Here is a 22881-nt window from a genome sequence, read left to right as displayed (position 1 = left end):
TATATCTCCGCAAGGGGGTAATCGCCCATCCACTCAATTTGACAACGATGGGGCAGGGCCCTACCTGTCAAAGTCAGCCCAAAGCGAGGCAGGATCCACGGTAATCAGGCGGCCGGCGGCACATATCCCGCCGGCTGTTCGGCACCGTCGCCAAAGAAGAACTGCTCCATCTGGCGGGCCAGGTATTGGCGGGCACGCTGGTCGGCCAGATTCAGGCGGTTTTCGTTCACCAGCATCGTCTGATGCTTCATCCAGGCCGCCCAGGCTTCCTTGGAAACATTTTCATAGATGCGCTTGCCCAGTTCGCCGGGATAGACGGGGAAGTCCATGCCCTCGGCTTCCTTCTTCAGATAAACGCATTGGACGGTACGAGCCATATCAACCTCGATGCTCAAAGAGTGTGGGGGCAGCCGCGAGAAATCTTCGCGACTGAATGAAACAAATGTTCAACGGGCGATCAACCCCGCGAAACCCTGGCGCTGAGTGGAAAAAATTCAGGCCAGTTTCTTCACCAGCACCTGGGAACGACGGTCCCAGTTGTACTTGCGCTTGCGCTCTTCCGGCAGCCAGTTCGGATCCACCGGCTGGAAGCCGCGTTTGATGAACCAATGCATGGTGCGGGTGGTCAGCACAAAAATGCTGGTGAGGCCCAGTGCACGGGCGCGCTGCTCGATCCGCTTGAGCAGCCGCTCGCCATCGCCCTGACCCTGCACCGCGCTGGAGACCGTCAGCGCCGCCATTTCCGCGGTGCGCGCTTCCTGATATGGGTGCAGCGCGGCACAGCCGAAAATCACGCCGTCGTGCTCGATCACCGTATAGGTCTCGATGTCCCGCTCAATTTCACTGCGGTCCCGTTTCACCAGGGTGCCGTCGCGTTCAAACGGTTCAATCAGGGCGATCAGGCTGCCAATATCGTCGTGGGTGGCTTCCCTCAGACTTTCGAGTTTTTCATCCACCACCATCGTGCCGATACCGTCGTGGGTATAGACCTCCTGCAGCAGCGCGCCATCCACCGCAAACGGCAGGATGTGGCTCCGTTCCACGCCCGCTTCACAGGCTTTCACGCAGTACTGCAGATAGAAGCCCACATCGGTGGGCTGCGTTGGCGGCGGCAACTTGGCCATCAGCCGTTTGGCTTCGGCCAGCGCCAGTTCGGTATCGATGTTGCTGTCCGGATCTTCGGGGTTTTCGCGCACCCCTTCCACTTCCGTCATGAAGAGCAGCTTGTCGGCCTGCAGCGCAATCGCGGTCGCGGTGGCCACGTCTTCCATCATCAGATTGAAGGCGTCGCCGGTCGGGGAAAAACCAAATGGCGACATCAACACGATGGCGCCAATATCAATCGCCCGCTGGATGGCTGCGGCATCCACACGCCGAACAATCCCGCTGTGCTTGAAATCCACGCCGTCCACGATGCCGACGGGCCGCGCGGTCAGAAAATTGCCGGAAACCACCCGCACCGTGGAATTGGCCATCGGCGTGTTGGGCAAACCCTGCGAGAAGGCCGCTTCAATTTCAAACCGCAACTGGCCAGCGGCTTCCTGCGCGCAATCCAGCGTGATGGCGTCGGTGATGCGCATGCCGTGGCTGTAGAGCGCCGGGTGGCCCTTGGCCGCGAGCTGCTCATTCACCTGCGGGCGGAAACCATGCACCAGCACGATCTTGATGCCCATGGCATGCATGATGGCGAGATCCTGCACGAAACTGTTGAGCTTGCCGGCCGCAATCATTTCCCCGGTCATGCCGACAACGAATGTTTCGCCGCGGTAGGCATGGATATAGGGGGCCACCGCGCGAAACCACGGAACGAAGGTGTGGGGGAAGACCAGGCTCATGAACGCGAATTGTGCCGCACCCTGTCCCCCGGACGCGGGTTCAAGGCCTCTTGATGTGCACAGGGCGCCGCGAGAGCATGCAGCTTTCACACAGACACAAGGGGAGTTGCACATGGATGTCTTCAAAACCCACGGCGCCTTCAGCTGGTCCGAGCTGATCACGCCCGCGCCGGACAAGGCCGCCGAGTTCTACGGAAGCCTCTTCGGCTGGAAGCTGGAATCGATGCCGATGCCCGGGGCGGCGCCCGGCGAGATCTACCGCGTGGCGAAGGTGGGGGAGACCGCCGTGGCCGGGATGTTCAAAACCCCGGCGGACCAGCCGCTGCCGCCGCACTGGATGACCTATGTGACGGTGCAGGACGTGGACGCCACGGCGGCCAAGGCGGTGGAGCTGGGCGGCAAGATCCTGATGCCGGTGACCGACATTCCGACCGTCGGACGCATGGCCACCCTGCAGGATCCGCAAGGCGCGGTGATCAACGTCATCACCTACGCGTCGCAGATGTCCTGAGGGGCCGTAGGCCCGTGGGGCCTGGCGAACCGACGAAAGGAAGCGGGGGGCGGATAATGCGCCCCCCGTGAGTCAAAACAATTCATCCTCCGTGCCCGCCTCCCAGGCCTTGCCGAACGACCCCGCCGCTTCCGATCCCTCCGCCGCTCCGGCCGACGCCGCCGTGGACAGATCCGCGTCCGCAGGGCGGCCGCGTGATCGTGACTCAGCGTCCGACCGGCCGCGTGAGCGGCACGCAGCGTCCGACCGGCCGCGTGAGCGTGACCTGGCGTCCAGCCGCCCGCAGGACCGCGACCCAGCCGCCGGCCCGCGGGCGCCGAAGCCGCCGCGCCCCGACGGCGGACGCGGTCGCCGTGATGCGCCCCGTCGCGGCGACGCTCCGCGGGCGCAGGCGCCCGCAACTCCCATCCCGCCGATCGAATTCCCCGAATCGCTGCCCGTTTCCGGCCGTCGCGAGGAAATCATGGCGGCGCTGGCACAGCACCAGGTGGTGATCGTCTGCGGCGAAACCGGCTCCGGCAAGACCACCCAGCTGCCCAAGATCGCCCTGGCCATGGGCCGCGGCCGCGGCAATGGCGGCGGACTGATCGGCCACACCCAGCCGCGACGGATCGCCGCGTCCAGCGTGGCCAAGCGCATCGCGGAAGAACTGAAGTCGCCACTGGGCGACGTGGTCGGCTACAAGGTCCGCTTCCAGGACCGGCTCTCCCCCGGCGCCTCCGTCAAGCTGATGACCGACGGCATCCTGCTGGCCGAGACCCAGACCGATCCGCTGCTCAAGGCCTACGACACGCTGATCATCGACGAGGCCCACGAACGCAGCCTGAACATCGACTTCCTGCTGGGTTATCTGCGCGAGATCCTGCCGCGGCGACCCGACCTGAAGGTCATCGTCACCTCGGCCACCATCGACGCCGACCGCTTTGCCCAGCATTTCGCCTCGGCCAAAGGGCCGGCGCCGATCATCCTGGTGTCCGGGCGCCTGTTCCCGGTGGAGCAGCGGTATCGCCCCTTCGAGGAGTCCAGGGATCACGACCTGAGCGACGCGATCTGCGACGCCGTGGACGAACTCTGGCGCGAAGGCTCCGGCGACGTGCTGGTGTTCCTGCCCGGTGAGCGTGAGATCCGCGAAGCGGCCGAAGCCCTGCGCAAGCATCACCCGCCTGGCGTGGAGGTGCTGCCGCTGTTTGCCCGTCTGTCGCAGCAGGAACAGGACCGCGTCTTCCAGCCGCATGGACAGCCGCGCATCGTGCTGGCCACCAACGTGGCTGAAACCTCGCTGACCGTCCCCGGCATCCGCTATGTGGTGGACCCGGGCCTGGCACGGGTGAAGCGCTACAGCTACCGCAACAAGGTGGAGCAGCTGCAGATCGAGTCGATCAGCCAGGCCGCGGCCAACCAGCGGGCCGGACGATGCGGACGGGTGAGCAACGGCATCTGCGTGCGGCTGTATGACGAGAAGGACTTCCTCTCCCGTCCCCGCTTCACCGACCCCGAAATCCTGCGCAGCTCACTGGCCGGCGTGATCCTGCGGATGAAGGCGCTGCGGCTGGGCCAGGTGGAGGAGTTCCCCTTCATCGAACCACCGCCGCGCAAGGCGGTGGCCGATGGCTACCAGCTGCTGGCGGAACTCGGTGCGGTCGATGAGCGCAATGAGCTGACCCCCATCGGCGAGGAGCTCTCCCGATTGCCGCTGGACCCGCGGGTGGGCCGCATGATCCTGGAAGCCCGCCAGCGCGACGCGCTGACCGAGGTGCTGATCATCGCCAGCGCGCTGTCCGGCCAGGATGTGCGCGACCGGCCGATGGACCAGCAACAGCAGGCGGACGAAAAGCACAAGAAATTCGACGACGAGCGCTCGGAGTTCATGGGCTACCTCAAGCTCTGGAAGTGGCTGGGCGAGTCTCGCGGGAGCGCGCCGGACGAGGGCGCGGGCGGCCTCTCGACCAGCGGCCGGGCACCACGCACCCACAAGCTGAGCAACCGCCGCCACGAGCAACTGCTGCGCGACAACTTCGTCAGTCCGCGCCGGGTGCGCGAATGGCGGGACATCCACTCCCAGCTGCACACGGTGGTGGCGGAAATGGGCTGGCGCCTGAACGGCGCGGCGGCCACCTATGAGCAGGTCCACCTGTCGATGCTGGCCGGGCTGCTGGGCAACATCGGCCTCAAGGCGGACGATGACGACTGGTACCTCGGGGCCCGCGGCATCAAGTTCTGGCGGCATCCGGGTGCGCATCTGAGCAAGAAGCCGGGCCGCTGGATCGTCGCGGCCGAACTGGTGGACACCACCCGGCTGTTCGGCCGGGGCATCGCCGCAATCGAACCCCAGTGGCTGCCCGGCATCGCCGGCCATCTGATCAAGACGCAGCTGCTGGAGCCGCATTGGGAGAAAAAGGCCGCCGAGGTCATCGCGCTGGAGCGGGCAACGCTCTATGGCATCGTCATCTATAACAACCGTCGCGTGAACTTCGGGCGGGTGGATCCGGTGGCGGCCCGAGAGATCTTCATCCGTGAAGCGCTGGTCAATGGCGAGTGGGAGACCCGACTGCCCTTCCTGGCCCACAACCAGAAGCAGATTGCGAAGGTGGAGGAGCTGGAGCACAAGTCCCGCCGGCAGGACGTGCTGGTGGACGATGAGCTGATCTACGCCTATTACGACCAGCATCTGCCGGCCGAGGTCTGCTCCGGCGCGACGCTGGAGAAATGGTGGCGCGAGGCCAGCAAGGGCAACCCGCGGCTGCTCCACCTGAGCCGCGAGGAGCTGATGCGGCACGAGGCCGCCGGCGTCACCACCGATGCCTTCCCGCGCTCGGTGCGCCTGGGCGGTGTGGACTGCAGCGCCACCTACCTGCATCAGCCCGGTGATGCGCGGGACGGCGTCACCGTCACCGTGCCCATCTATGCGCTCAATCAGGTCAATGACGACCGGGTGGAATGGCTGGTGCCCGGCATGCTGGAAGCCAAGGTCCTGGCGCTGCTCAAGAGCCTTCACCAGAAACCGCGGGCGCGATTGACGCCGCTGCCGGATTACGTCCGTGAATTCGTCGAGCTGACGCCGTTCGGCCAGGGCAGCCTGCTCGAGGTCCTGCTCAAGGCGGTCAAGGAACGGACGCAACTGGCCATTCAGCGCAACGACTTCAAGCTGGAGCAGGTGCCGGTGCATCTGTTCATGAACATCCGCGTGGTGGATGAGCATGGTCGGCAGCTGGGGCAGGGGCGCAACCTGGCTGCGCTGAAGGCCGAGCTGGGCGGACAGGCGCGGTCCGCCTTCCAGGCCCTGGCGGCGCTGAAGCTGCAAGGCAGCGCAGCGGGCGAGGGCACTGACGGATCCGCCGGATCTGGCGCTGCGGGTGATGCCCGTGGTGGCCAGGATCGTGGCGACCGGGGGCGTGGGCCCGGCGCCGAGGGCGTCGGCCGCTCTGGCGACGGAGGCCAGGGCGAGCGTGCCGGGCGCAACGGCGCTGCGGGAGATCGCAACGCCCAGGGCCGCGCGGGCGGCTCCGAGGCCTCTGCCGGACCTCGCAGCGGCGGCGGCACCACCGGCGCCAGCACCGGCAATGGCGGCATTCGCGCCACCGTGGCCGCGCCACCGAAGTCCGCCGCCGACGCCACCAAGACCTACACCAGCTGGACCTTCGGCGAGCTGCCGGAGCTGATGGAGATCAAACGCGGCCCGCAGACGCTGATCGGCTTCCCGGCGCTGATCGACCGCACCACCCACGTCGAGATCGAAGTCTTCGACGAACCGGACGTGGCCGCCGCCAAGCACCGCGCTGGCCTGCGCCGCCTGATCGCCCTGCAGCTCAAGGAGCCGCTGAAGTATCTGGAAAAAAACATCCCTGACCTGCAGTCCATGGCCGTGGCCTACATGAGCCTGGGCACCAGCGAGGAGCTGCGCGACCAGATCATTGACGTCGCACTGGATCGCGCCTTCCTGGCCGACCCGCTGCCGGTGGACGAATTCAGCTTCAAGACCCGGCTGGAAGAAGGGCGGGCCCGCCTGAACCTGATCGCCCAGGAAGTGGCGCGGCTGGCCTACAGCGTGCTGCTGGAATATCAGGCGGCGCTTCGCAAGCTCAAGGACACCCGGTCGGCGCCCAAGGACGTGGTGGAAGACATCCAGGCGCAGTTCCAGCGCCTGATGCCCAATCGCTTTGTGCTGCAGACGCCCTGGGCCCAGTTGCAGCACTATCCGCGCTATCTCAAGGCCATCACCCTGCGGCTGGACAAATTCCGGGCGGATGCCGCCCGGGATGCCAAGCTGCTGACCGAGCTCAAGCCGCTGGAGCAGCGCTGGCAGCGTCGGCTGGCCGAACGCAAAGGCGCGCCGGACGCCCGGCTGGACGATTTCCGCTGGCAACTGGAAGAGCTGCGGGTGAGCCTTTTTGCACAGGAGTTGCGCACGCCGCAGCCGGTGAGCGTCAAACGCCTGGAAAAGGTGTGGGCACAGTTACAAAACTGAGAGGAAAATCCACGTTACTTCTACGTGGCAAGGACGTCGGGTTTTCTGTCCAATCCCAACCATATAAGGACAGTGGCCCCTGGATCAGGCTGGGGGTCACCACTCACGCGTGTCTGAGACAACTTCCTCCCCCTCCGCCGCTCCCCTGCGGCGCTTTGGCCGTTTTGAGCTGCGCGCACTGCTGCACAAGAGCCAGCGGAGCATGCTGTGGCTGGTGTTTGACACGCACCATGGCCAGGAGATGCTGCTCATGGTCCCGCGGGAGAAACCGTCCGGCGAGGTGGCCATGCTGCAGTGGCTCAAGGCCATGGACGCCGGCTCGCGCATTCACCACCCGAACCTGGGCCATGTGGTGGAAACCGGCCGGGTCGATCCCTGGCCCTACGTCACCTATGACCGCGCCCTGGGCGAGACGCTGGAAGAGCGCATCGCCCGCGGCGCACCGCTGCCGCTGGACGCCGCCAAATGGGTCGCCCAGGCGCTGGAAGGCCTGGCCTTCGCCCACGAAGCCGGCCACGCCCACCGGGACATCCAGCTGGCCCACCTGCTGATCGACCCCGCCGACCATGTGCGGGTGATCGGCCTGGAAGTCGCCCAGGAAACCCTGCCGGCAGATGCCGACTTCAATGCCACCCGCCGCGCCGTGCGTGAAGCGGCCGAGGAAGACGTCGTCTCCATCGGCCTGGTGCTGCACCGCCTGCTGTCCGGGCGCCCGGTGCTGGACGAGCAGGATCTGCGCAGCGTCATGCAGCGGATGCAGCCGCAAGGGCAGGAGCTGGTGCGCATGGGCTGGGAGACGCCCTATCCGATTCCTGACCCGCTGCGCGCCATCGTCAACCGGGCCACTGACCGGCAGGCGCGCCAGCGGTATCACCTGGCCCGCAGCTTCTGGCGGGCGCTGGATGGCTGGCGCCTGTCGGCCGAGCAGGATGACGGCGGCCCGATCGCCCTGCTGAAGGACAAGATGCAGCGCTTCGGCCATCTTCCCAGCACCAGCACCCGCCTCGTATCCACCGCAATGTCGTCGGCGATGGCCTCCCAACATGCCAGTGAGCTGGCAGCGCTGGCGCTGAAGGACATGGCCCTGACGCTGGAGCTGCTGCGCCGGGTCAACAATGCGCTGCGCCAGCAGGGGCATGCCAGCAGCGGCGGCACCGTGCTGAACATGCAGCGGGCCATTGCGATGATGGGCTTGAACGGGCTGGAAGACGCCGCCCGTGCGCTCAAGCCGTGGCCGGGCCCGATGAATGAAGGACAGGCCACCTTCATGCAGAGCCTGATGCGCCGGGTGCAGCGGGCCGGCCAGGTGGCGCAGGCGCTGCGGCCCGCCGGGTACGACGGCGAGGTGGTCTATCTGATCAACCTGATGCAGAACCTGGGCCGTCTGCTGGTGCAGTACCACTTCCCGGACGATGCCCAGCAGATCCGCCAGCTCATGGTGCCGCCGGAGCCCACCGAAGAGCATCCCAATCCCCGCGGTCTCACCGAGCAGAGCGCGGCCTACGCCGTGCTGGGCTGCGATCTGGAGAGCCTGGGTCTGGCCGTGGCGCGCTACTGGGGACTGGGGGACGAGTTGCAGCACATGATGCGGCGCCAGCCGCCGGACGCGCCGGTGCGGCATCCCGACGGCGACCTGGACATCCTGCGCCTGACCTGCAGCCTGGCCAATGAGCTGATCGATGCCCTGCTGCTGCCGGAGCGCAAGCGGCAGACCGGCATCGAGCTGGCCACAAGACGTTATTCGCGTGCCCTGAACCTGGGCCTGCGCGAGATCTACGACGCCCTCGGGGCGGCGCAGTCGCAAGGGGAGACCAACAGCGGCGTGAACGACCCCAGTGTCGGTGCTGCTGCAGCTGCCGTGCCCCGGTCCCGCCTGCGCGAACGCGCAGAGCAGCAGGCCACGGGGACCCGCAAGGACCCACCATGACCCCTGTGCCGCCCGCTGTCGGGCGCTTCAAGCCGCTGCGCAGTCTCGGGCGTGGCGCCCAGTCGCAGGTCTGGCTGGCGCATGATCCCCGTCTGGACCGCGAGGTCGCACTGAAGGTGCTCACCCAGGCGGTGGACCGGGCCAGTGTCGATGCATGGCTGCATGAGGCGCGCGCGGTCAGCCGATTGACCCATCCGAACATCGTGCCGGTCTTCGAGGCCGACATGGAGGGCGGGCAGGCCTACATGGCCTTTGAATATGTGGCGGGCGGGACGCTGGCGGAGCACATGCGCCAGCGCGGCCGTCTGCCGGCGCGCGATGCCGTGGGGCTGATGCTGGGGGTGCTGGACGGACTCCATGCGGCCCATGCCGCGGGCGTGGTGCATCGCGACCTGAAGCCCTCCAATGTGATGCTGGATCCGCAGGGCCGGCCCCGCGTGATGGACTTCGGCATTGCCGCCCGTCTGAGCGGCGCAGCGCCGTCGTCACAGAGCAACCGCATCGTCGGCACGCCCGGTTATCTGTCGCCCGAAGCGGCGCGCGGAGAGGCGGCGTCACCCGCGATGGACGTGTTTGCTGCGGCGGTGATGCTGACGGAGATGCTGGCCGGTCAGCGGCTGAATTACGACCCCGACCCCTGGCGCGCCGTGCGCCGCGTGGCCGAGCAGCAACTGGAGCCGCCCGCCGACCTCGGCCCGGACACCGACGATGCGCTGCGCGCCGTGCTGCTGCGCGGACTGGCGCGAGAGACAAGCCAGCGCTGGCCGAGCGCCAAGGCGTTTCATGATGCGCTGGCCGCCTGGCTGCATCCGGCGGCGGAAGCGGCCGCTTCGACGGATGGCGGCAATGCCACGCTCGAATTCCTGCTGCGCCGCATGCGACATCGCAGCGACTTCCCCGCGATGGCGGATTCGGTGGCGCGCATCCAGCGCATGACGCAGTCGGAGAACGAAAGCCTCACGACGCTCTCCAATGAAATCCTCAAGGACGTGGCGCTGACCAACAAGCTGCTGCGCCTGGTCAATACGGTGCAGTTCAGCCACGCGGGCGGCGGGCACATCAGCACCGTGTCCCGCGCGGTGGCGCTGGTGGGATTTGGCGGCATCCGCAACCTGGCCTTGTCGCTGGTGCTGCTGGAGCGAATGGAGAACAAGCAGCATGCGCAGCGGCTGAAGGAAGAGTTTCTCCGCTCGTTGATGGCGGGTTCTCTGGCGCGCGAGCTGTGCCTCGTGCCGAGGGAAAACGAAGAGTCCTTCCTCACCACCATGTTCCAGGGCCTGGGGCGGCTGCTGTCGGAGTTCTACCTGCCCGAAGAAGCGCAGCAGGTGCGGCGCCTGGTGCGTCCGGAGCGTGGCATGGGGGAACAGGCGGCTCCGCCGATCAACGAAGCGGCTGCGTCGGCCCAGGTGTTGGGGCTGAGTTATGAATCGCTCGGTCTCGGGGTGGCGCGACAGTGGGGTTTCCCGGACAGCCTGCAGCGGACGATGGTGCGGCCCGATGGCGACGCGCCGATGCGGCTGATCGAGCATTCCCCCGACCGCATGCGCTGGCTGGCCCGCGCCAGCAATGATGTGGCGGACGTGATTCTGAACAGCGAGCCGTCCGAAGCCTATGCCAAGGTGCGGGCGATGGCGCAGCGGTATGCGCGGGCGCTAGGCGTGGAAGCCAAGGCCATCGAACAGGCGGCGGATCAGGCGCGGCAGCGGTTGTCGCAATTGGCGCAGGCCATGGACATCCAGCTGCCCAAGAGTTCACCGGCCCAGCGCCTGCTGGCGCCGCTGACGCCGTCGCTGGAAGACACGCTCTCGCCGCATCAACTGCAGGCCACGATCGTGCAGGGGCCGGTGCGCACCGGCGTGATACCACCCGAGGAGGCTTCCGCCGTGCTGGCGGCAGGCATTCAGGACATCACCAATGCGATGGTGGAGAGCTTCAAGCTCAACGAAATCCTGCGGATGATTCTGGAGACGATGTATCGCGGCCTTGGCTTTCGGCGCGTGATCTTCTGCCTGCGGGATCCGAAGACGGAAACGCTGACCGGGCGCTTTGGCCTGGGCGATGGCGTGGAGTCGGTGGTGCCGCTGTTCCGGGTGCCGCTGCGGGTGATGCCGGGGCTGCAGCCGGATCTGTTCAGCGCCATCTGCATCAAGGGCGCGGACACACTGATTGCCGACGCCTCGCAGCCCCGCATCGCCGAACGGCTGCCGGCGTGGTTTTTGAGCGGGGCCAAGGCGCACAGCTTCCTGATCCTGCCGATGGCGCTGCGCGGTGCGCCGTTCGCAATGATCTATGCGGACAAGGCAGAGGCCGGCTCGGTCGTGCTGGATGAAAAGCAGCTGGCGCTGCTGCGTACCTTGCGCAATCAGGCGGTGATGGCGTTCAAGCAGGTGAGTTGAGGTGAGCGCTGGGCGGCACGTGCAGCCCCCGGGGAGGTGAGGTGAGGTGCGATCACCGTTGCAATGCCCAAGGCGACGCCGGGTGTGACACCGGAGTGGACACCGGGTTTGCAACGTCTGGTTACTGCTTGTCGGTCAGGTAATGGTCGGCCCGCGTCGTCATCGGCCGTACGTCGGCGCGCGTTGGAAGCTGCAAGGCAACAGCCTTGGAGTTGAGACATGCGAGTTGTACGTCTGATCATGGGTGCCATCGCCGCGCCGCTGCTGGCTTCGGCCCTGAGTGGCTGCATCGTGGTGCCGCCTCGGCACTATCACGGCGGCGGTGGCTACGGCTACAGCGATGGCTATCGGCCTGCCGTCGCCGGCCCCCCTGTGGTGGGCTATGTCTGGGTGGACGGCTGCTGGGAATGGCGCGAAGGGCGCCGCACCTGGGTGGACGGCCACTGGGGGCCGCCGCGCCGCTAAGTCGGTGAGGCGGTGAAGCCGCCTCGTTCCTTCAGTAAGGACCTTGCGCCAGCCACCGCTCGAGCTGCGGCAGGCGGTCATTGCCCCAGAAGCGCTCGCCTTCCACGATGAAGAAGGGCGAGCCAAACACGCCCCGAGCTTCGGCCAGGTCGATCTCGGCCTTCAGGCGGGCGCGTGTGGCGCTGTCATTGGCCAGTTGCTGCAACTGGGTCGCGTCCATGTTCTGGGCGGCACAAAGGTCCTGCAGCGTTTCCAGCTGGGCGATGTTGCGGTCTTCCACGAAATAGGCGCGGTAGACGGCATGGGCGAAGCAGCGGCCTTGCGCCGGATCACGGTCGTTGAACCAGTGAAACAGGCGCGCGGCGGTCTCGGTGTGCAGGCCGAGCGACGATGGCGTCTTGTAGTCGACGCCGGAGAAGGCGGCCAGCCGCTCGACATCGCGACGGATGTAATCACTGCGCATGACGCTGCTGGGAATGCGGATGCGTTCCAGCGACTGGAAATTGGCGTCCAGTACGATGGCATGCCAGTTCACCGAACGCCCGTGGCGGGTGGCCAGCTCATCAATGGTCTGGGACGCGATGTAGCCGTAGGGCGAGGCGAAGTCGAAGTAGAAGTCGATCGGGGCGGCCATGCGGGCTCCTGGGGTGAGAGGGGCTGCGGTCTTCGGGAGAAGGCGGCAGGCGGCGCGGATTGTAGGAGGAGGTGGGCCGCGGCTGATGCCCTGGATGGGAGGGTGCAGGCACAATCGAAAACGCGGAGCGGGAACGCCCGATGAGCGCGGGAGCGGTCAGACCGGCGTGCGAGGTGAGTCGGATGAGACGACCTTTATGCAGCGCGTGATCCCTCGAACGAGAAAGAAAGACTTCGGCACATGCTTGCTCAAAAGATTGAAGAGGCTTTTGGCCATCGAGCCAGACCCGCTTCACTCATTCAGTCGAAAGAGTTGTCTGAAGACGAGATCGCGGGGATTGATTCGGTCGCCGCTTCGGACTGGCGCCGGCTCACGGTGGACACGCTGGAGAAGCATTCCGATGCCATCACGCTGATGGCGCCGCAGGCGTTCGCCTACTTTCTGCCGGGCGTCATGTTGGCGACGTTCAACGAAGGCATTCCGAATGCGATAGCGGCTGTGTCGGTGGTGTCTCAACTGGACCGCACGCCGGATCGGGCGCTGTGGGATTCGCACTTCCTCGCGCGCTGGCCGCTGTTGAGCCTGCCGGAGCTGGAGGCCGTGGCCGAGTGGGTCTTGTGGCTGGACGGTACCGGTGAGTTCTGTCTGGACGAGCTCAGCATGATCAGAGCGCTTGCGACGCTGGATCTGCTCAAAAAGGACGTGCTGCGAGGGTAAGGGGCTGAAGGTGGCCGATACCTTCAACAACTGGCGCACCGACTTGCGTCACATCCATCGGCCGGCAATTCTTGCGGTCCCCAAGGGACTGGCGGAGACGGTGAGATTCGAACTCACGGAGGGGATAAGCCCTCGGCGGTTTTCAAGACCGCTGCCTTAAACCACTCGGCCACGTCTCCAGCGTGTGGTGCAGCCGCGCATTGTAGGGCCAAGCGCGGCTGCTTCCATCAATCTGCCCCCGGCTTCTTCGCCTGCGCGCAGGCCACCTGGATGATCTCCTGCGTCTGACCGTCCGCCACGCGTGCGGCGGTCAACTCGCCGCCCCACACGCAGCCGGTATCGAGCGCCAGCAGGTCCGCCCGCTGCACCAGCCCCAGCGTGGACCAGTGCCCAAACGCCATCGGCTGGCCGGCGGTGCGCCGGCCCGGCACCTCAAACCACGGCATGTAACCCTCAGGGGCCGTTCCAAGACCTTCCTTGGTCTTGAAGTCCAGCTTGCCCTTGGCATTGCAGAAGCGGATGCGCGTCAGCACATTGATAATGAAGCGCAGCCGCTCAACGCCCGTCAGTTCGTCGCTCCAGCGGTCTGGTTCGTTCCCGTACATCTGCGGCAGGAACTCCGCCAGCTCCGGCCCGCGCAGCAGCGCATGCACCTCTTCGGCCAGCGCCACCGTCTGCGCCGCATCCCATTGCGGCACCACGCCCGCATGCACCATCAACCAGCCCTGCGCATGAATGGCCAAACGCTGCTGACGCATCCAGGCCAGCAGGGCTTCGCGGTCCGGCGCCTGAAGAATCGGGTCGAGGGTGTCGCCCTTGTGCGGCGCACGCACGCCTGCCGCCATGGCCAGCAGGTGGAGATCGTGGTTGCCCAGCAGGCAATGCGCCGAGTCCCCCAGCGATTGCAGACGCCGCAGCGTCGTCAGTGAGTCCGGGCCCCGGTTCACCAGGTCGCCCAGCAAATAGATCCGGTCGCGGGAGGGGGAGAAGTCGATCTTCTCCAGCAGACGGGCCAGCGCGTCGCAGCAGCCCTGAAGGTCACCAATGAGGTAATGCATAGCGGGATTTTGCGGTGTCAGCCGTCATGCGGGTCTGCTACCCTTGCGGGCCTTGTGTTTTGGGCGCGACTCAGGGTTTGTACCGAGTCCGCGCTATCAATGGATACTGCCCTAGTTCTCTTCCTGATTTTTATCAACGGTTTGTTCGCCATGTCGGAGATGGCCCTGACGGCCGCCCGCAAGGCGCGTCTGCAGGTGATGGTGGAAAGCGGCGAGTCCGGCGCTCAGGCCGCCATGGACCTGCATGAAAATCCCACCAAATTCCTCTCCACCGTGCAGATCGGCATCACCTCCATCGGGGTGCTGAACGGCATCGTGGGTGAAGCCGCCTTCTCCGGCCCCCTGGCCGAAGTGCTTCGGGCCCACTTTCCCCTGAGCGACAAGGTCTCCGACATCACCGCCACCGCGCTGGTGGTGGTGGTGCTGACCTTCCTCACCATCATCTTTGGCGAACTGGTGCCCAAGCGCCTGGGCCAGATGTTCCCGGAGAACGTCGCCCGCCTTGTGGCACCGCCGATGGAGATCATCTCCCTGGTGGCCCGTCCGTTCGTCAAGCTGCTGAGCTTCTGCACCGAATTCACGCTGAAGCTGCTGGGCCTGTCCGGGCGTGCCAACCGCCTGGTGACGGAAGAGGAAATCAACGCCAGTCTCGACGAAGGCCGCGACGCCGGCGTCATCGAGGAACACGAGCACCAGATGGTGCGCAACGTGTTCCGTCTGGATGAGCGCCAGATCGGCTCGATGATGATTCCCCGCGCCGAAATCGCCTGGCTGGATGTGACCGATCGCCCCGAGCAGATCCTGCCCATCCTGCGCGCCCATGGCTTCAGCCGGTATCCGGTCTGCCGCGGCGGCCTGCATGATGTGCTGGGCGTGGTGAGTGCGCAGAACCTGCTGGCCCGCCAGCTGGCCGGAGATTCGATGGACCTCGCCGTGGGCCTGGACGCCCCGGTGTTCGTTCCCGAAACGCTCTCTGGCATGGAACTGTTGGCCCACATGCGGGGCACGGAGACACCACTGGCCTTTGTGGTGGATGAATATGGTGAAGTGCAGGGGGTGGTCGCCCTGCGCGACGTGCTCGAAGCCATTGCCGGCGAATTCAATTCGTCCGATGGTGAAGACGCCTGGGCGGTGCAGCGCGAGGACGGCAGCTGGCTGATGGACGGCCTGATTCCCGTCACCGAACTGAAGGACCGCCTGGACCTCAAGGAACTGCCCGAGGAGGACCGTGGGCGTTACAACACCCTGGCCGGCATGGTGATGCTGCTGCTGGGTCGGTTGCCGCGCACGGCCGATGTGGTGGAGTGGAACGCGTGGAGGTTTGAGGTGGTCGACCTCGACGGCAAACGTGTGGACAAGGTGCTGGTGTCAAGACTGGCCGAAGATGGAGTGAGTGAATGAGCAACCCCCCGATGTATGGCAATCTGGTCCCGCTGGACCGCACGCAGCATGCCAAGCTGAAGCTGAGCACCGACAAGTCGGCCCTGGAGCGGATCAAGGGCCTGAACTCGCTGTTCCTGGCCGTGGCCGAATTCGCCGATGCCTGCAAGGAATTCCCCGTGGTGTTCGTGCGCGTGGGCGCGGTGGTCGAAGGCCAGCGTCAGGCGATCGCACCGCTGGCGGTCTTCGGCCTGAAGCAGGGCAGCAACCTGTTCATCAAGGATGACCTCTGGACCGCGCGCTATCTGCCGGCCTATGTGCGTCGCTACCCCTTCGCCATGGCCCGCATGGATGACGGCGACAACATGGTGCTGTGCATCGACACCGCCTGGGACGGCCTGGGCGAAGCCACTGGCGCGCCGCTGTTCGACGACAAGGGCGAAGCCAGCGAGCTGCTGCTGAACGCCAAGAATTTCTGCGAAGAGTTCGAGCGCGAAGCCGACCGCACCCGTCAGGCCTGCGAGATCCTGCAAGACCTGAACCTGCTGCAGGACATGCGCTTCGAAGCCACCCTGCCCAACGGCGAAAAGCTGGATGTGGACGGCTTCATGACCATCAACGAAAAGGCGCTGGCGGAACTGCCGGACGCCAAAGTGGTGGAACTGCATCGCAATGGCCTGCTGGAGCTGATCACCATGCATCGCCTGTCGCTGGGTCACATGTCGCGTCTGGCGACGCAGTACCAAGCGCAAAACTGAAGCGACGGACTGCGCGGCGCGTGCCGCGCAGTCATCGTCCGCACGGCCGCAAGGGCCGGGTAAAACGATTCACCTTCGATGGCGGTTGCGCAAGGCCCGCCATCCCCCCCCAAACGTCGTGCGACCCTCACCCGATTCCTGGGGGAGCCGGGGTTTACATGAGGTGTTCGCCAAATCAACCTCTATAGCATCCAGAGGCCCGCAAGAGGTCATTGGAAATGTTGTTTGAGGTTTTTCTCTCCACGCCGGCCATGGAGGCGGTGTTTTCACCGGCGGCAGTGGTGCAGTCCATGATGGACGTCGAAGCGGCGCTGGTGCGCGCGCAAAGCAAGGCGGGGCTGATGCCGGCATCGGCCGCTCAGGCCATCAGCAGCCTGTGCCGCGCCGAGCTTTACGACGTGCCCTCCCTGCTCGCCGCCGCGCCTGCCGCCGGCAGCTTGGCCATGCCTACCGTGCAACGGCTGCGCGAAACCGTGGCGCTGTTCGATCCGGCAGCTTCCGTCTATGTGCATCGCAATGCCTGCGCGCAGGACATTGTGGACACCGCCATGGTGCTGTGCACCCGCGAGGCGCTGCGCATCCTGGACGACGACCTGCAAGGCTTGTGCGGCCAGCTGCTGGACCTGGCTCGCCGCCACGGCGCGGTGCCGATGCTGGGGCGCACCTTGATGCAGCCGGCGCAGGTGATCAGCCTGCGCTACAAGGTCATGAACTGGCTGATGCCGCTGGTGCGCAGCGCCGAGATGATCCGCAGCCATGCGCGGGAAGCGCTGCGTCTGCAACTCGGCGGCCCCGTGGGCACGCTGGAGAGCCTGGGCGCGGATGCCGATCCGGTGAGCCGTCTGCTGTCCGAAGACCTGGGTCTGCCGGTCGCCGAGATGTGCTGGCACACCCAGCGGGACCGCTGGATCCGTCTGGCCACCGAACTTGGCGTGCTGTGCGGCAGCATGGGCAAGCTGGCGCAGGACCTCGCCCTGCTGGCCCAGCCGGAAGTGGACGAGATCGTGGAAGAGCCGAAGGACGGCCGCGGCAGCTGCATCGCATTGCCGCATAAACACAATCCCATTGCGGCGCAGCAGGCGCTTGCCGCCACGCAGCGTGCGCCTCACCGGATTGCGGCGCTGCTGGGTTGCATGTCCCAGGCGCACGAACGGGGGCTGGGTCAGTGGCCAGCCGAGCTGGCTGAATGGAGCAGCCTGATGGGCGCGACCCATGGCGCCCTGATCGCGCTGCGGCGCGCCATGTCGACGCCCGATATCCGCACCGCGAAGATGCGCGCCAATGTGGACGCGCAGTTGGGCCTGGTGGGCAGTGAGCGCCTGGAACTGCTGCTCACCCCGCGCCTGGGCCGACAGCGCACCGACGCCATCATCCAGGAACTGATCCGCCGGGTACGCCAGGGGCAGGGATCGCTGATGCAGATGGTGCGTCAGGCAATGGACAACGGCGAACTGCCGGAGGGCTCGATGTCTGTGCGCGAACTCTCAGATGTGTTTGACATCCCCGCCATCGCGGCCTGGGCCGATAGCCGTGTCGAATTTACATTGCGCCAAGCCGGCCAGCGTCTGGAGCTTCTCGCCGGCCAGCCGTTCGTGTAACGACTCTTGCTGGCGCAAGCGCTAAATCTGACCGCACCTTGAACAATCCGGCGTGGAACGGCGGTTTTCGTTCTTATCCCGGCGAATGACCCTGTAAAGCAGTGGGTTTTATCCTACAAACAGGGACAACTTTGTTCTTGGATTTCGCCGTCCGAACGTCGTTCGGCGGTGATTTCTACGGCAGGGTTTTCACGGGAGGGGTTGCAGGCACGAATGCCCCAAAGCGAGGCGTGGCGCGGGTTTGAGCGTGGGTGGCTGCTCTGTAACTCCGTTCCCTCATTCGCGGGGGTGGGCGTCAATGGGGGATTGACCCGCCCCCTCCAGTAGCGACAGGTCCGTAAGCCAGTCGTCGCAATTGTTAACTATCGTAGCGGCCGGATCTATTACTGAGGGTGGCGCCTAGACTTTGGCTCCATAACCGATGAGTCTGGAGTTGGGAATGAGCGATGAAGCGCCTGGTTTGAGCATCGAGCTGGATGCCCCTGCAAGCCCCTTGCAGGCCTTCCAGCCGTTCTCTCGGCAAATCGCGTTCCTTCGCACGGACTCCGTCCATCTGCATTTCCGGGATACGGAGTTTGGGCGTCTGGAAATCCGCGCGCTGCTGGATGAGCAGGAAGGCCTGGATCTGATGGAACGCCGTTACGCCTCCCGCGGGTACAAGCTGACCCGCCCGGCGGACGTGACCTTTGGTGCCTATCTGGAAGGTCGCCTGGTTTCGACGGTCGGCATCCGCCGCGATGCGGGCGTCCTTGGTGCGGACCAGAGCTTCTCCGACGAACTGGGCCGCATGCGCCGTCAGGGCATGCAGCTGTGCGAATTCACCCGTCTCGCTGCCGAGCCGGACGCACCGTCCAAGCTGGTGCTGGCCAGCCTGTTCCACTTCGCCTACCTGCATGCTTTCCATCACTGGAATGCCAACCATCTGGTGATTGAAGTGAATCCGCGTCACCGGGCCTTCTACCAGCGTATGCTGGACTTCAAGGTGCACGGCGATCAGCGTCTGCACCGCGGCGTGGGTGCGCCCGCGGTGCTGATGAGCATGCGGGTGCAGGACAGCATGCAGCAGCTCAAGCGCGTGGGCGGCACGTTGAACGAGTCGGGCCGCTGCCGCTCGCTGTTCCCGTTCTTCTTCAACAAGAAGGAAGAGCCGCAGATGCTGCGCAGCCTGGCAGACGTCTACGGCTACGGTCTGAACGACTGATCAGGCCTTCAGCCAGTGCAGGCTGAACCACGCTTTGTCATCGGTCCAGCAGTGCAGCGGTTCAAACCCGGCCTCGCGGGCCACAGCCTGGAACCCCTCCACGCTGTATTTGTGTGAATTCTCGGTGTGCAGGCTCTCGCCTGGCGACAACCGATAACGGCGGCCTTGCAGCTGCAGCTCCTGGACGCCACGCGGCAGCAGGTGCATCTCGATGCGGTGCTGACGCGGCTCATAGAACGCGTAGTGATCAAAGCCCCGCGGATCAAACTCCAATCCCAGTTCGCGCTGTGCGTGATGCAGCAGGTTCAGGTTGAACCGGGCGGTGATGCCGTCGGCGTCGTTGTAGGCGGCATGCAGCACCGCCGGATCCTTGATCAGGTCCGCGCCGATCAACAAGGCGCCCCCATCCAGCTCCTTGCGCAGCATGCGCAGGAATTCCAGCGCTTCTTCCGGCGTGAAATTGCCGATGCTCGACCCTGGAAAGAATCCAATGCGCTGACCGCCTTGAGGCGCCGGAGGAAGCTGATGGTCCCGGGTGAAGTCCGCCACGACCGGGGTGATGGTCAGCGACGGGAAGTCCTGCTGCAGGCCTTTGCAGGCCTCCAGGAGGTGGGGGCCGGAGATGTCCACCGGCACAAAGCTGTGACACTGATTCAGGTGGGCCAGCAGCAGACGCACTTTCATCAGCGCGCCTGCGCCGTATTCGATCAGTTGGGCCTGCGGCCCCATCAACGCCGCAATCTCCGCCACATGGCGCTTGAGCAGGCCCACTTCGGTGCGGGTGGGGTAGTACTCCGGCAGCTCGCAGATCTGCTCAAAGAGTGCTGAGCCTTTGGCGTCGTAGAAATACTTCGGCGAAATGGAATGGTCAGGGCCCGCCAGGGCGGCGTGCAGGTCGTCGGCAAAACTGCTCATGCGGAGGTCTCCGGGCTGAGAGGGCGGGGACGGGGTGCCTGCCCGCGCTGGCTGGCATCGCGGGCCAGGCGCAGCCCGCTGAACTGCCAGCGTGCACCCGGGGGAAAGAAGTTGCGGTAGGTGGGTCGGGTGTGGCCCGGCGGGGTGGCCACGCTGCCACCGCGTAGCACCAGCTGGCCCACCATGAATTTGCCGTTGTATTCGGAAGCCACGCCCGACAGCGGCCGGAAGCCGGGGTAGGGGTGGTAAGCGGAGCGGGTCCACTGCCAGGCCTGGTCCCAGAGCTGCTCCATGCCGGGCAGGCCGATGGCGGCCTCCCACTCGGCTTCGGAGGGAAGCCGTGCGCCAGCCCATTCCGCGTAGGCGGCCGCCTCATAGAAACTCAGCTGGGTCACCGGGGCGGCGGGATCCAGCGGCTGCAGGCCCTGCAGGCCGAAGACGGACCAGCGGCCGCGCGGTGCCGTATCAACCGTGTCGGCCTCGGCTTCCCCGCTGGTGTCCACCCAGTAGGCGGGCGCCTGCCACTGCTGCGCCTGCACGGTGGCCCAGCCTTCAGACAGCCACCATTGCGGATCCTGATAACCGCCCGCTTCGATGAAGCCCAGATAGTCGCCGCAACTCACCAGGCGGTTCCCGATCTCGAAGGGCTCCAGCCACACCCGGTGGCGCGGTCCCTCGTTATCGAATGCGAAGCCGTCCCCCGCGTGGCCGATTTCCACCAGCCCGCCGGGATGCGGGCACCAGGTCATCGTCGTCTCGGCACGAGCCATCGGCGGATGCATCAGCAGAGCCGGCCGCCACGGATGGCAGGACAGCAGATGCAGCGCATCCGTCAGGATCAGTTCCTGGTGCTGCTGCTCATGCTGCAGGCCCAGTTCCAGCGTGCTGGCCAGCTCGGGCCACAGCGCCTCGCTGCATTGCTCGATGAGCTGATGCATGTGCTGCTCAACATGCAGACGGTACTGCCGCACCTGCGCCAGCGACGGACGCGTCAGCAGCCCGCGCTGCGGCCGTGGATGACGCGGCCCCAAACCTTCGTAGTAGGAGTTGAAGAGGTAGTGGTAACTCTCGTCCAGCGGCTGATAGCCCGCGAGATGCGGACGCAGCAACAGCGCTTCAAAGAACCAGGTGGTGTGGGCCTGATGCCATTTGGCCGGGCTGGCATCGGGCATGGACTGGGCGGCCTGATCTTCCGGCGACAAGGTTTCCACCAGGGCCAGGGTGTGAGCCCGCACCGCGTCGAAACGACGCGCCAGGTCATGCCGCTGCGGCAGCGGGCGAGGGACATCCGACATCAATCAACTCCTGCGGCCCGTGGGGGCGAGCCGCTTCTCTACGGTATCCGATTTGGCCGCAATCCGCCTGCCGGGCGCCACCCTCTTCAGGCCAGTGGACAGCGCAAACTGCCATTCGGTGTCAGCATGGGCAAGCGCAGTTCCCGCGGCGGCGCCCCAGCTGTCTGGGACACGGGAACGCGCATTCCCGGGCTTCATCGGCGCGTCATGCGGCCCAGGCAGTCTGCGGCGGTCACGGCTCACGCATGGACCCATGTCGCTGATTTCCTTGCCTCCGGAAAGCCCTTACGACCGCACGGCCCGGGACCGCACCGCACTGGATCGTGCGGATGCGATGACGCCTGAGTGGCTGCAGGACCGGCTGCAGGTGGAGCGGCTGATGGACGCCTTGTGGAGCGCGCGCCAGCCCACCACGCCGGCCCAGTTCTTTGTCTGGAGCCAGAGCCGGCTGCAGCCGCTGGTGCCGCATCAGGTGCTCGTGTGTTTGAGCGCGGTGCCACCTGGGGGGCGACTGGCCGCGCAGATGTTCAACCTCAAACCGGTGCCGCAGACGTTGCAAGGGCAACTGGAGTCCCCGGAGCACGGCCTGTGGCTGCATCTGATGCGCCGCTGGGCGCCCGGGCGACGACCAATGATGGTGGGCACCGACGAGTCGGCACTGTTTTCGCCCTTGCTGGAGGCGGGGCTGCGCAGCGTGCTGGTGCACGGGGTGGGGGCGGAAGGCGAGCGGCCGGACGGGCTGTTTCTGCTGGCAGGCGAGGGTTGGTCGCTGGAGCAGGTGCAGCAGCTGGAGCTGCTGACGCCAGCACTGCAGGCGGCGTGGCGGCGCTCACGCGGCGCTCACCGGGGTCAGGCGGTGACGGCCCGGGTGGCGGCGCTGGTGACGCCTCGGGAGCAGCAGATTGTGGAGGGGCTGCGGGCGGGGTTGAGCAATGAAGGCATCGCGGTGCAGCTGGGCATCAGCATGTTCACCGTCAAGAACCACGTGCGCAAGATCCTGCGCAAGCTGGGCGCGAGCAATCGGGCACAGGCTGTGGCGATTGCAATGGCGCGGCGGGATCTCAGTGAAGGCTGGGCGGGTGAGGGCTGAGAGAGCGTCCGGCGCGTCCCCACAAGGCGCGTCTCAGCGCGCCGCCGTGTCCGCCGCGTTGGCCTCGCCTGATCGAAATCCGAAGATCCGGCTGACGCCCCACAAGGCCAGCGCGTGAACAGCCAGTCCCACGAAGGCGCCGATCATGTCCGCCACCACATCCTGCGCGTCCGCATCACGGCCGGGAATCTGGGACTGCACCAGCTCAATCAGCACACCGAAGGCGAGCGCCGCGGCCAACACCCAGAGGGCGCGGCTGCCCCGTGGACGCAGGCACTGCATACCCAGAAATGCGAGCGTGCCAAAAGCGGTGAAGTGATTGGCCTTGTCCCACCCCAGGTCGGCTGCCGGCGGCGGGTTCGGTGTGAAGGCCAGCCAGCTGACAGCCACCAGCGTGACGACCGTCAGCACGCGCCAGGCCCGGCGCCAGCCGGCGCCCTGCACCACATCCGCCATCCGGGCGGACACACCGGTCGCGGCCGTGCGGTGAGTCGGCGCCGTGGGGGCTGTCGACGGCATCGAGGAAGGGGTCGGGGTCTCCGGGCGCAATCACGTCTCCTGTACTACACGGGCGCTGTCGCCACCCCCTTCCGCAGGCGATGGCGTGAGCGGAGCGCAGTGTGCCACGGCGGAACG

18 protein-coding genes and 1 tRNA gene are annotated in these 22881 nt (G+C 66.0%); 11 read left to right on the top strand and 8 right to left on the bottom strand.

The features are described 5' to 3' along the window. Positions 1-104: 104 nt before the first annotated feature. Complete coding sequence (locus FHS28_RS18335) at positions 105-377, bottom strand: oxidative damage protection protein (RefSeq protein WP_088454260.1); 273 nt, start codon at positions 375-377, stop codon at positions 105-107. A gap of 117 nt (positions 378-494) precedes the next feature. Beyond that, a complete protein-coding gene (argA, locus tag FHS28_RS18330; protein WP_088454261.1) occupies positions 495-1835 on the bottom strand; it encodes an amino-acid N-acetyltransferase in 1341 nt (446 codons plus the stop codon). Between the two features lie 112 nt (positions 1836-1947). Here argA and FHS28_RS18325 point away from each other — a divergent pair, with 112 nt between their 5' ends. From FHS28_RS18325 to FHS28_RS18305, 5 genes are all read left to right on the top strand, one after another. Further along, positions 1948-2346 (top strand): VOC family protein, encoded by a 399-nt coding sequence (locus FHS28_RS18325; protein WP_088454262.1) that lies wholly within the window; start codon positions 1948-1950, stop codon positions 2344-2346. 91 nt (positions 2347-2437) lie between these two features. Further along, positions 2438-6811 (top strand): ATP-dependent RNA helicase HrpA, encoded by a 4374-nt coding sequence (gene hrpA, locus FHS28_RS18320; protein WP_375140777.1) that lies wholly within the window; start codon positions 2438-2440, stop codon positions 6809-6811. 109 nt (positions 6812-6920) lie between these two features. Further along, positions 6921-8738, top strand: a complete 1818-nt coding sequence (locus FHS28_RS18315; protein ID WP_184295170.1) for a serine/threonine protein kinase — start codon at positions 6921-6923, stop codon at positions 8736-8738. Beyond that, the gene (locus FHS28_RS18310) at positions 8735-11134 is read left to right on the top strand and encodes a serine/threonine protein kinase (protein WP_088454264.1); all 2400 of its coding nucleotides are present in this window, start codon (positions 8735-8737) and stop codon (positions 11132-11134) included. Before FHS28_RS18315 ends, FHS28_RS18310 begins: the two co-directional genes overlap by 4 nt. Positions 11135-11353: 219 nt before the next feature. Further along, positions 11354-11599 carry a YXWGXW repeat-containing protein gene (locus tag FHS28_RS18305; RefSeq protein ID WP_088454265.1) on the top strand — a complete coding sequence of 82 codons (246 nt, stop codon included), beginning with the start codon at positions 11354-11356 and terminating at the stop codon, positions 11597-11599. A gap of 31 nt (positions 11600-11630) precedes the next feature. On the opposite strand, the gene FHS28_RS18300 is transcribed toward FHS28_RS18305, so the two are convergent. Continuing rightward, a complete protein-coding gene (locus tag FHS28_RS18300) occupies positions 11631-12233 on the bottom strand; it encodes a 2-hydroxychromene-2-carboxylate isomerase (RefSeq protein ID WP_088454266.1) in 603 nt (200 codons plus the stop codon). 240 nt (positions 12234-12473) lie between these two features. Between FHS28_RS18300 and FHS28_RS18295 the strand changes: the two genes are divergently transcribed. Then, a complete protein-coding gene (locus tag FHS28_RS18295; RefSeq protein WP_184295167.1) occupies positions 12474-12950 on the top strand; it encodes a hypothetical protein in 477 nt (158 codons plus the stop codon). 89 nt (positions 12951-13039) lie between these two features. Here the strand turns inward: FHS28_RS18295 and FHS28_RS18290 are convergent. Beyond that, positions 13040-13129 (bottom strand) — tRNA-Ser (locus tag FHS28_RS18290). 48 nt (positions 13130-13177) lie between these two features. After that, positions 13178-14008 carry a symmetrical bis(5'-nucleosyl)-tetraphosphatase gene (locus FHS28_RS18285; protein ID WP_088454268.1) on the bottom strand — a complete coding sequence of 277 codons (831 nt, stop codon included), beginning with the start codon at positions 14006-14008 and terminating at the stop codon, positions 13178-13180. Positions 14009-14107: 99 nt separating this feature from the next. Here FHS28_RS18285 and FHS28_RS18280 point away from each other — a divergent pair, with 99 nt between their 5' ends. From FHS28_RS18280 to FHS28_RS18265, 4 genes are all read left to right on the top strand, one after another. After that, on the top strand, positions 14108-15409 hold the full coding sequence (locus FHS28_RS18280; RefSeq protein ID WP_088454269.1) for a hemolysin family protein: 1302 nt from the start codon (positions 14108-14110) through the stop codon (positions 15407-15409). After that, positions 15406-16146: a SapC family protein gene (locus FHS28_RS18275; protein WP_088454270.1), complete on the top strand. Its 741-nt coding sequence runs from the start codon at positions 15406-15408 to the stop codon at positions 16144-16146. The genes FHS28_RS18280 and FHS28_RS18275 overlap by 4 nt, the downstream gene beginning before the upstream one ends. Before the next feature lie 218 nt (positions 16147-16364). Then, complete coding sequence (locus tag FHS28_RS18270; protein ID WP_088454271.1) at positions 16365-17744, top strand: lyase family protein; 1380 nt, start codon at positions 16365-16367, stop codon at positions 17742-17744. A gap of 439 nt (positions 17745-18183) precedes the next feature. Next, positions 18184-18945, top strand: a complete 762-nt coding sequence (locus FHS28_RS18265) for an N-acyl amino acid synthase FeeM domain-containing protein (protein WP_088454272.1) — start codon at positions 18184-18186, stop codon at positions 18943-18945. Here the strand turns inward: FHS28_RS18265 and egtD are convergent, their stop codons facing one another. Together egtD and egtB are read right to left on the bottom strand one after the other, a co-directional pair. Beyond that, complete coding sequence (gene egtD, locus FHS28_RS18260; protein ID WP_088454273.1) at positions 18946-19860, bottom strand: L-histidine N(alpha)-methyltransferase; 915 nt, start codon at positions 19858-19860, stop codon at positions 18946-18948. Next, positions 19857-21155, bottom strand: a complete 1299-nt coding sequence (egtB, locus tag FHS28_RS18255; RefSeq protein ID WP_088454274.1) for an ergothioneine biosynthesis protein EgtB — start codon at positions 21153-21155, stop codon at positions 19857-19859. The genes egtD and egtB overlap by 4 nt, the downstream gene beginning before the upstream one ends. Before the next feature lie 253 nt (positions 21156-21408). Here egtB and FHS28_RS18250 point away from each other — a divergent pair, with 253 nt between their 5' ends. Continuing rightward, positions 21409-22245: a helix-turn-helix transcriptional regulator gene (locus tag FHS28_RS18250; RefSeq protein ID WP_088454275.1), complete on the top strand. Its 837-nt coding sequence runs from the start codon at positions 21409-21411 to the stop codon at positions 22243-22245. Between the two features lie 33 nt (positions 22246-22278). Here FHS28_RS18250 and FHS28_RS18245 read toward each other — a convergent pair whose 3' ends face one another. After that, positions 22279-22794, bottom strand: coding sequence for a VanZ family protein (locus FHS28_RS18245; protein ID WP_246410344.1), 516 nt, complete (start codon positions 22792-22794; stop codon positions 22279-22281). Positions 22795-22881 lie beyond the last annotated feature (87 nt).

Source organism: Roseateles terrae, assembly GCF_014192155.1.
Classification (GTDB): Bacteria; Pseudomonadota; Gammaproteobacteria; order Burkholderiales; family Burkholderiaceae_C; genus Roseateles; species Roseateles terrae.
This window is presented reverse-complemented; position numbering and strand designations above follow the sequence as displayed.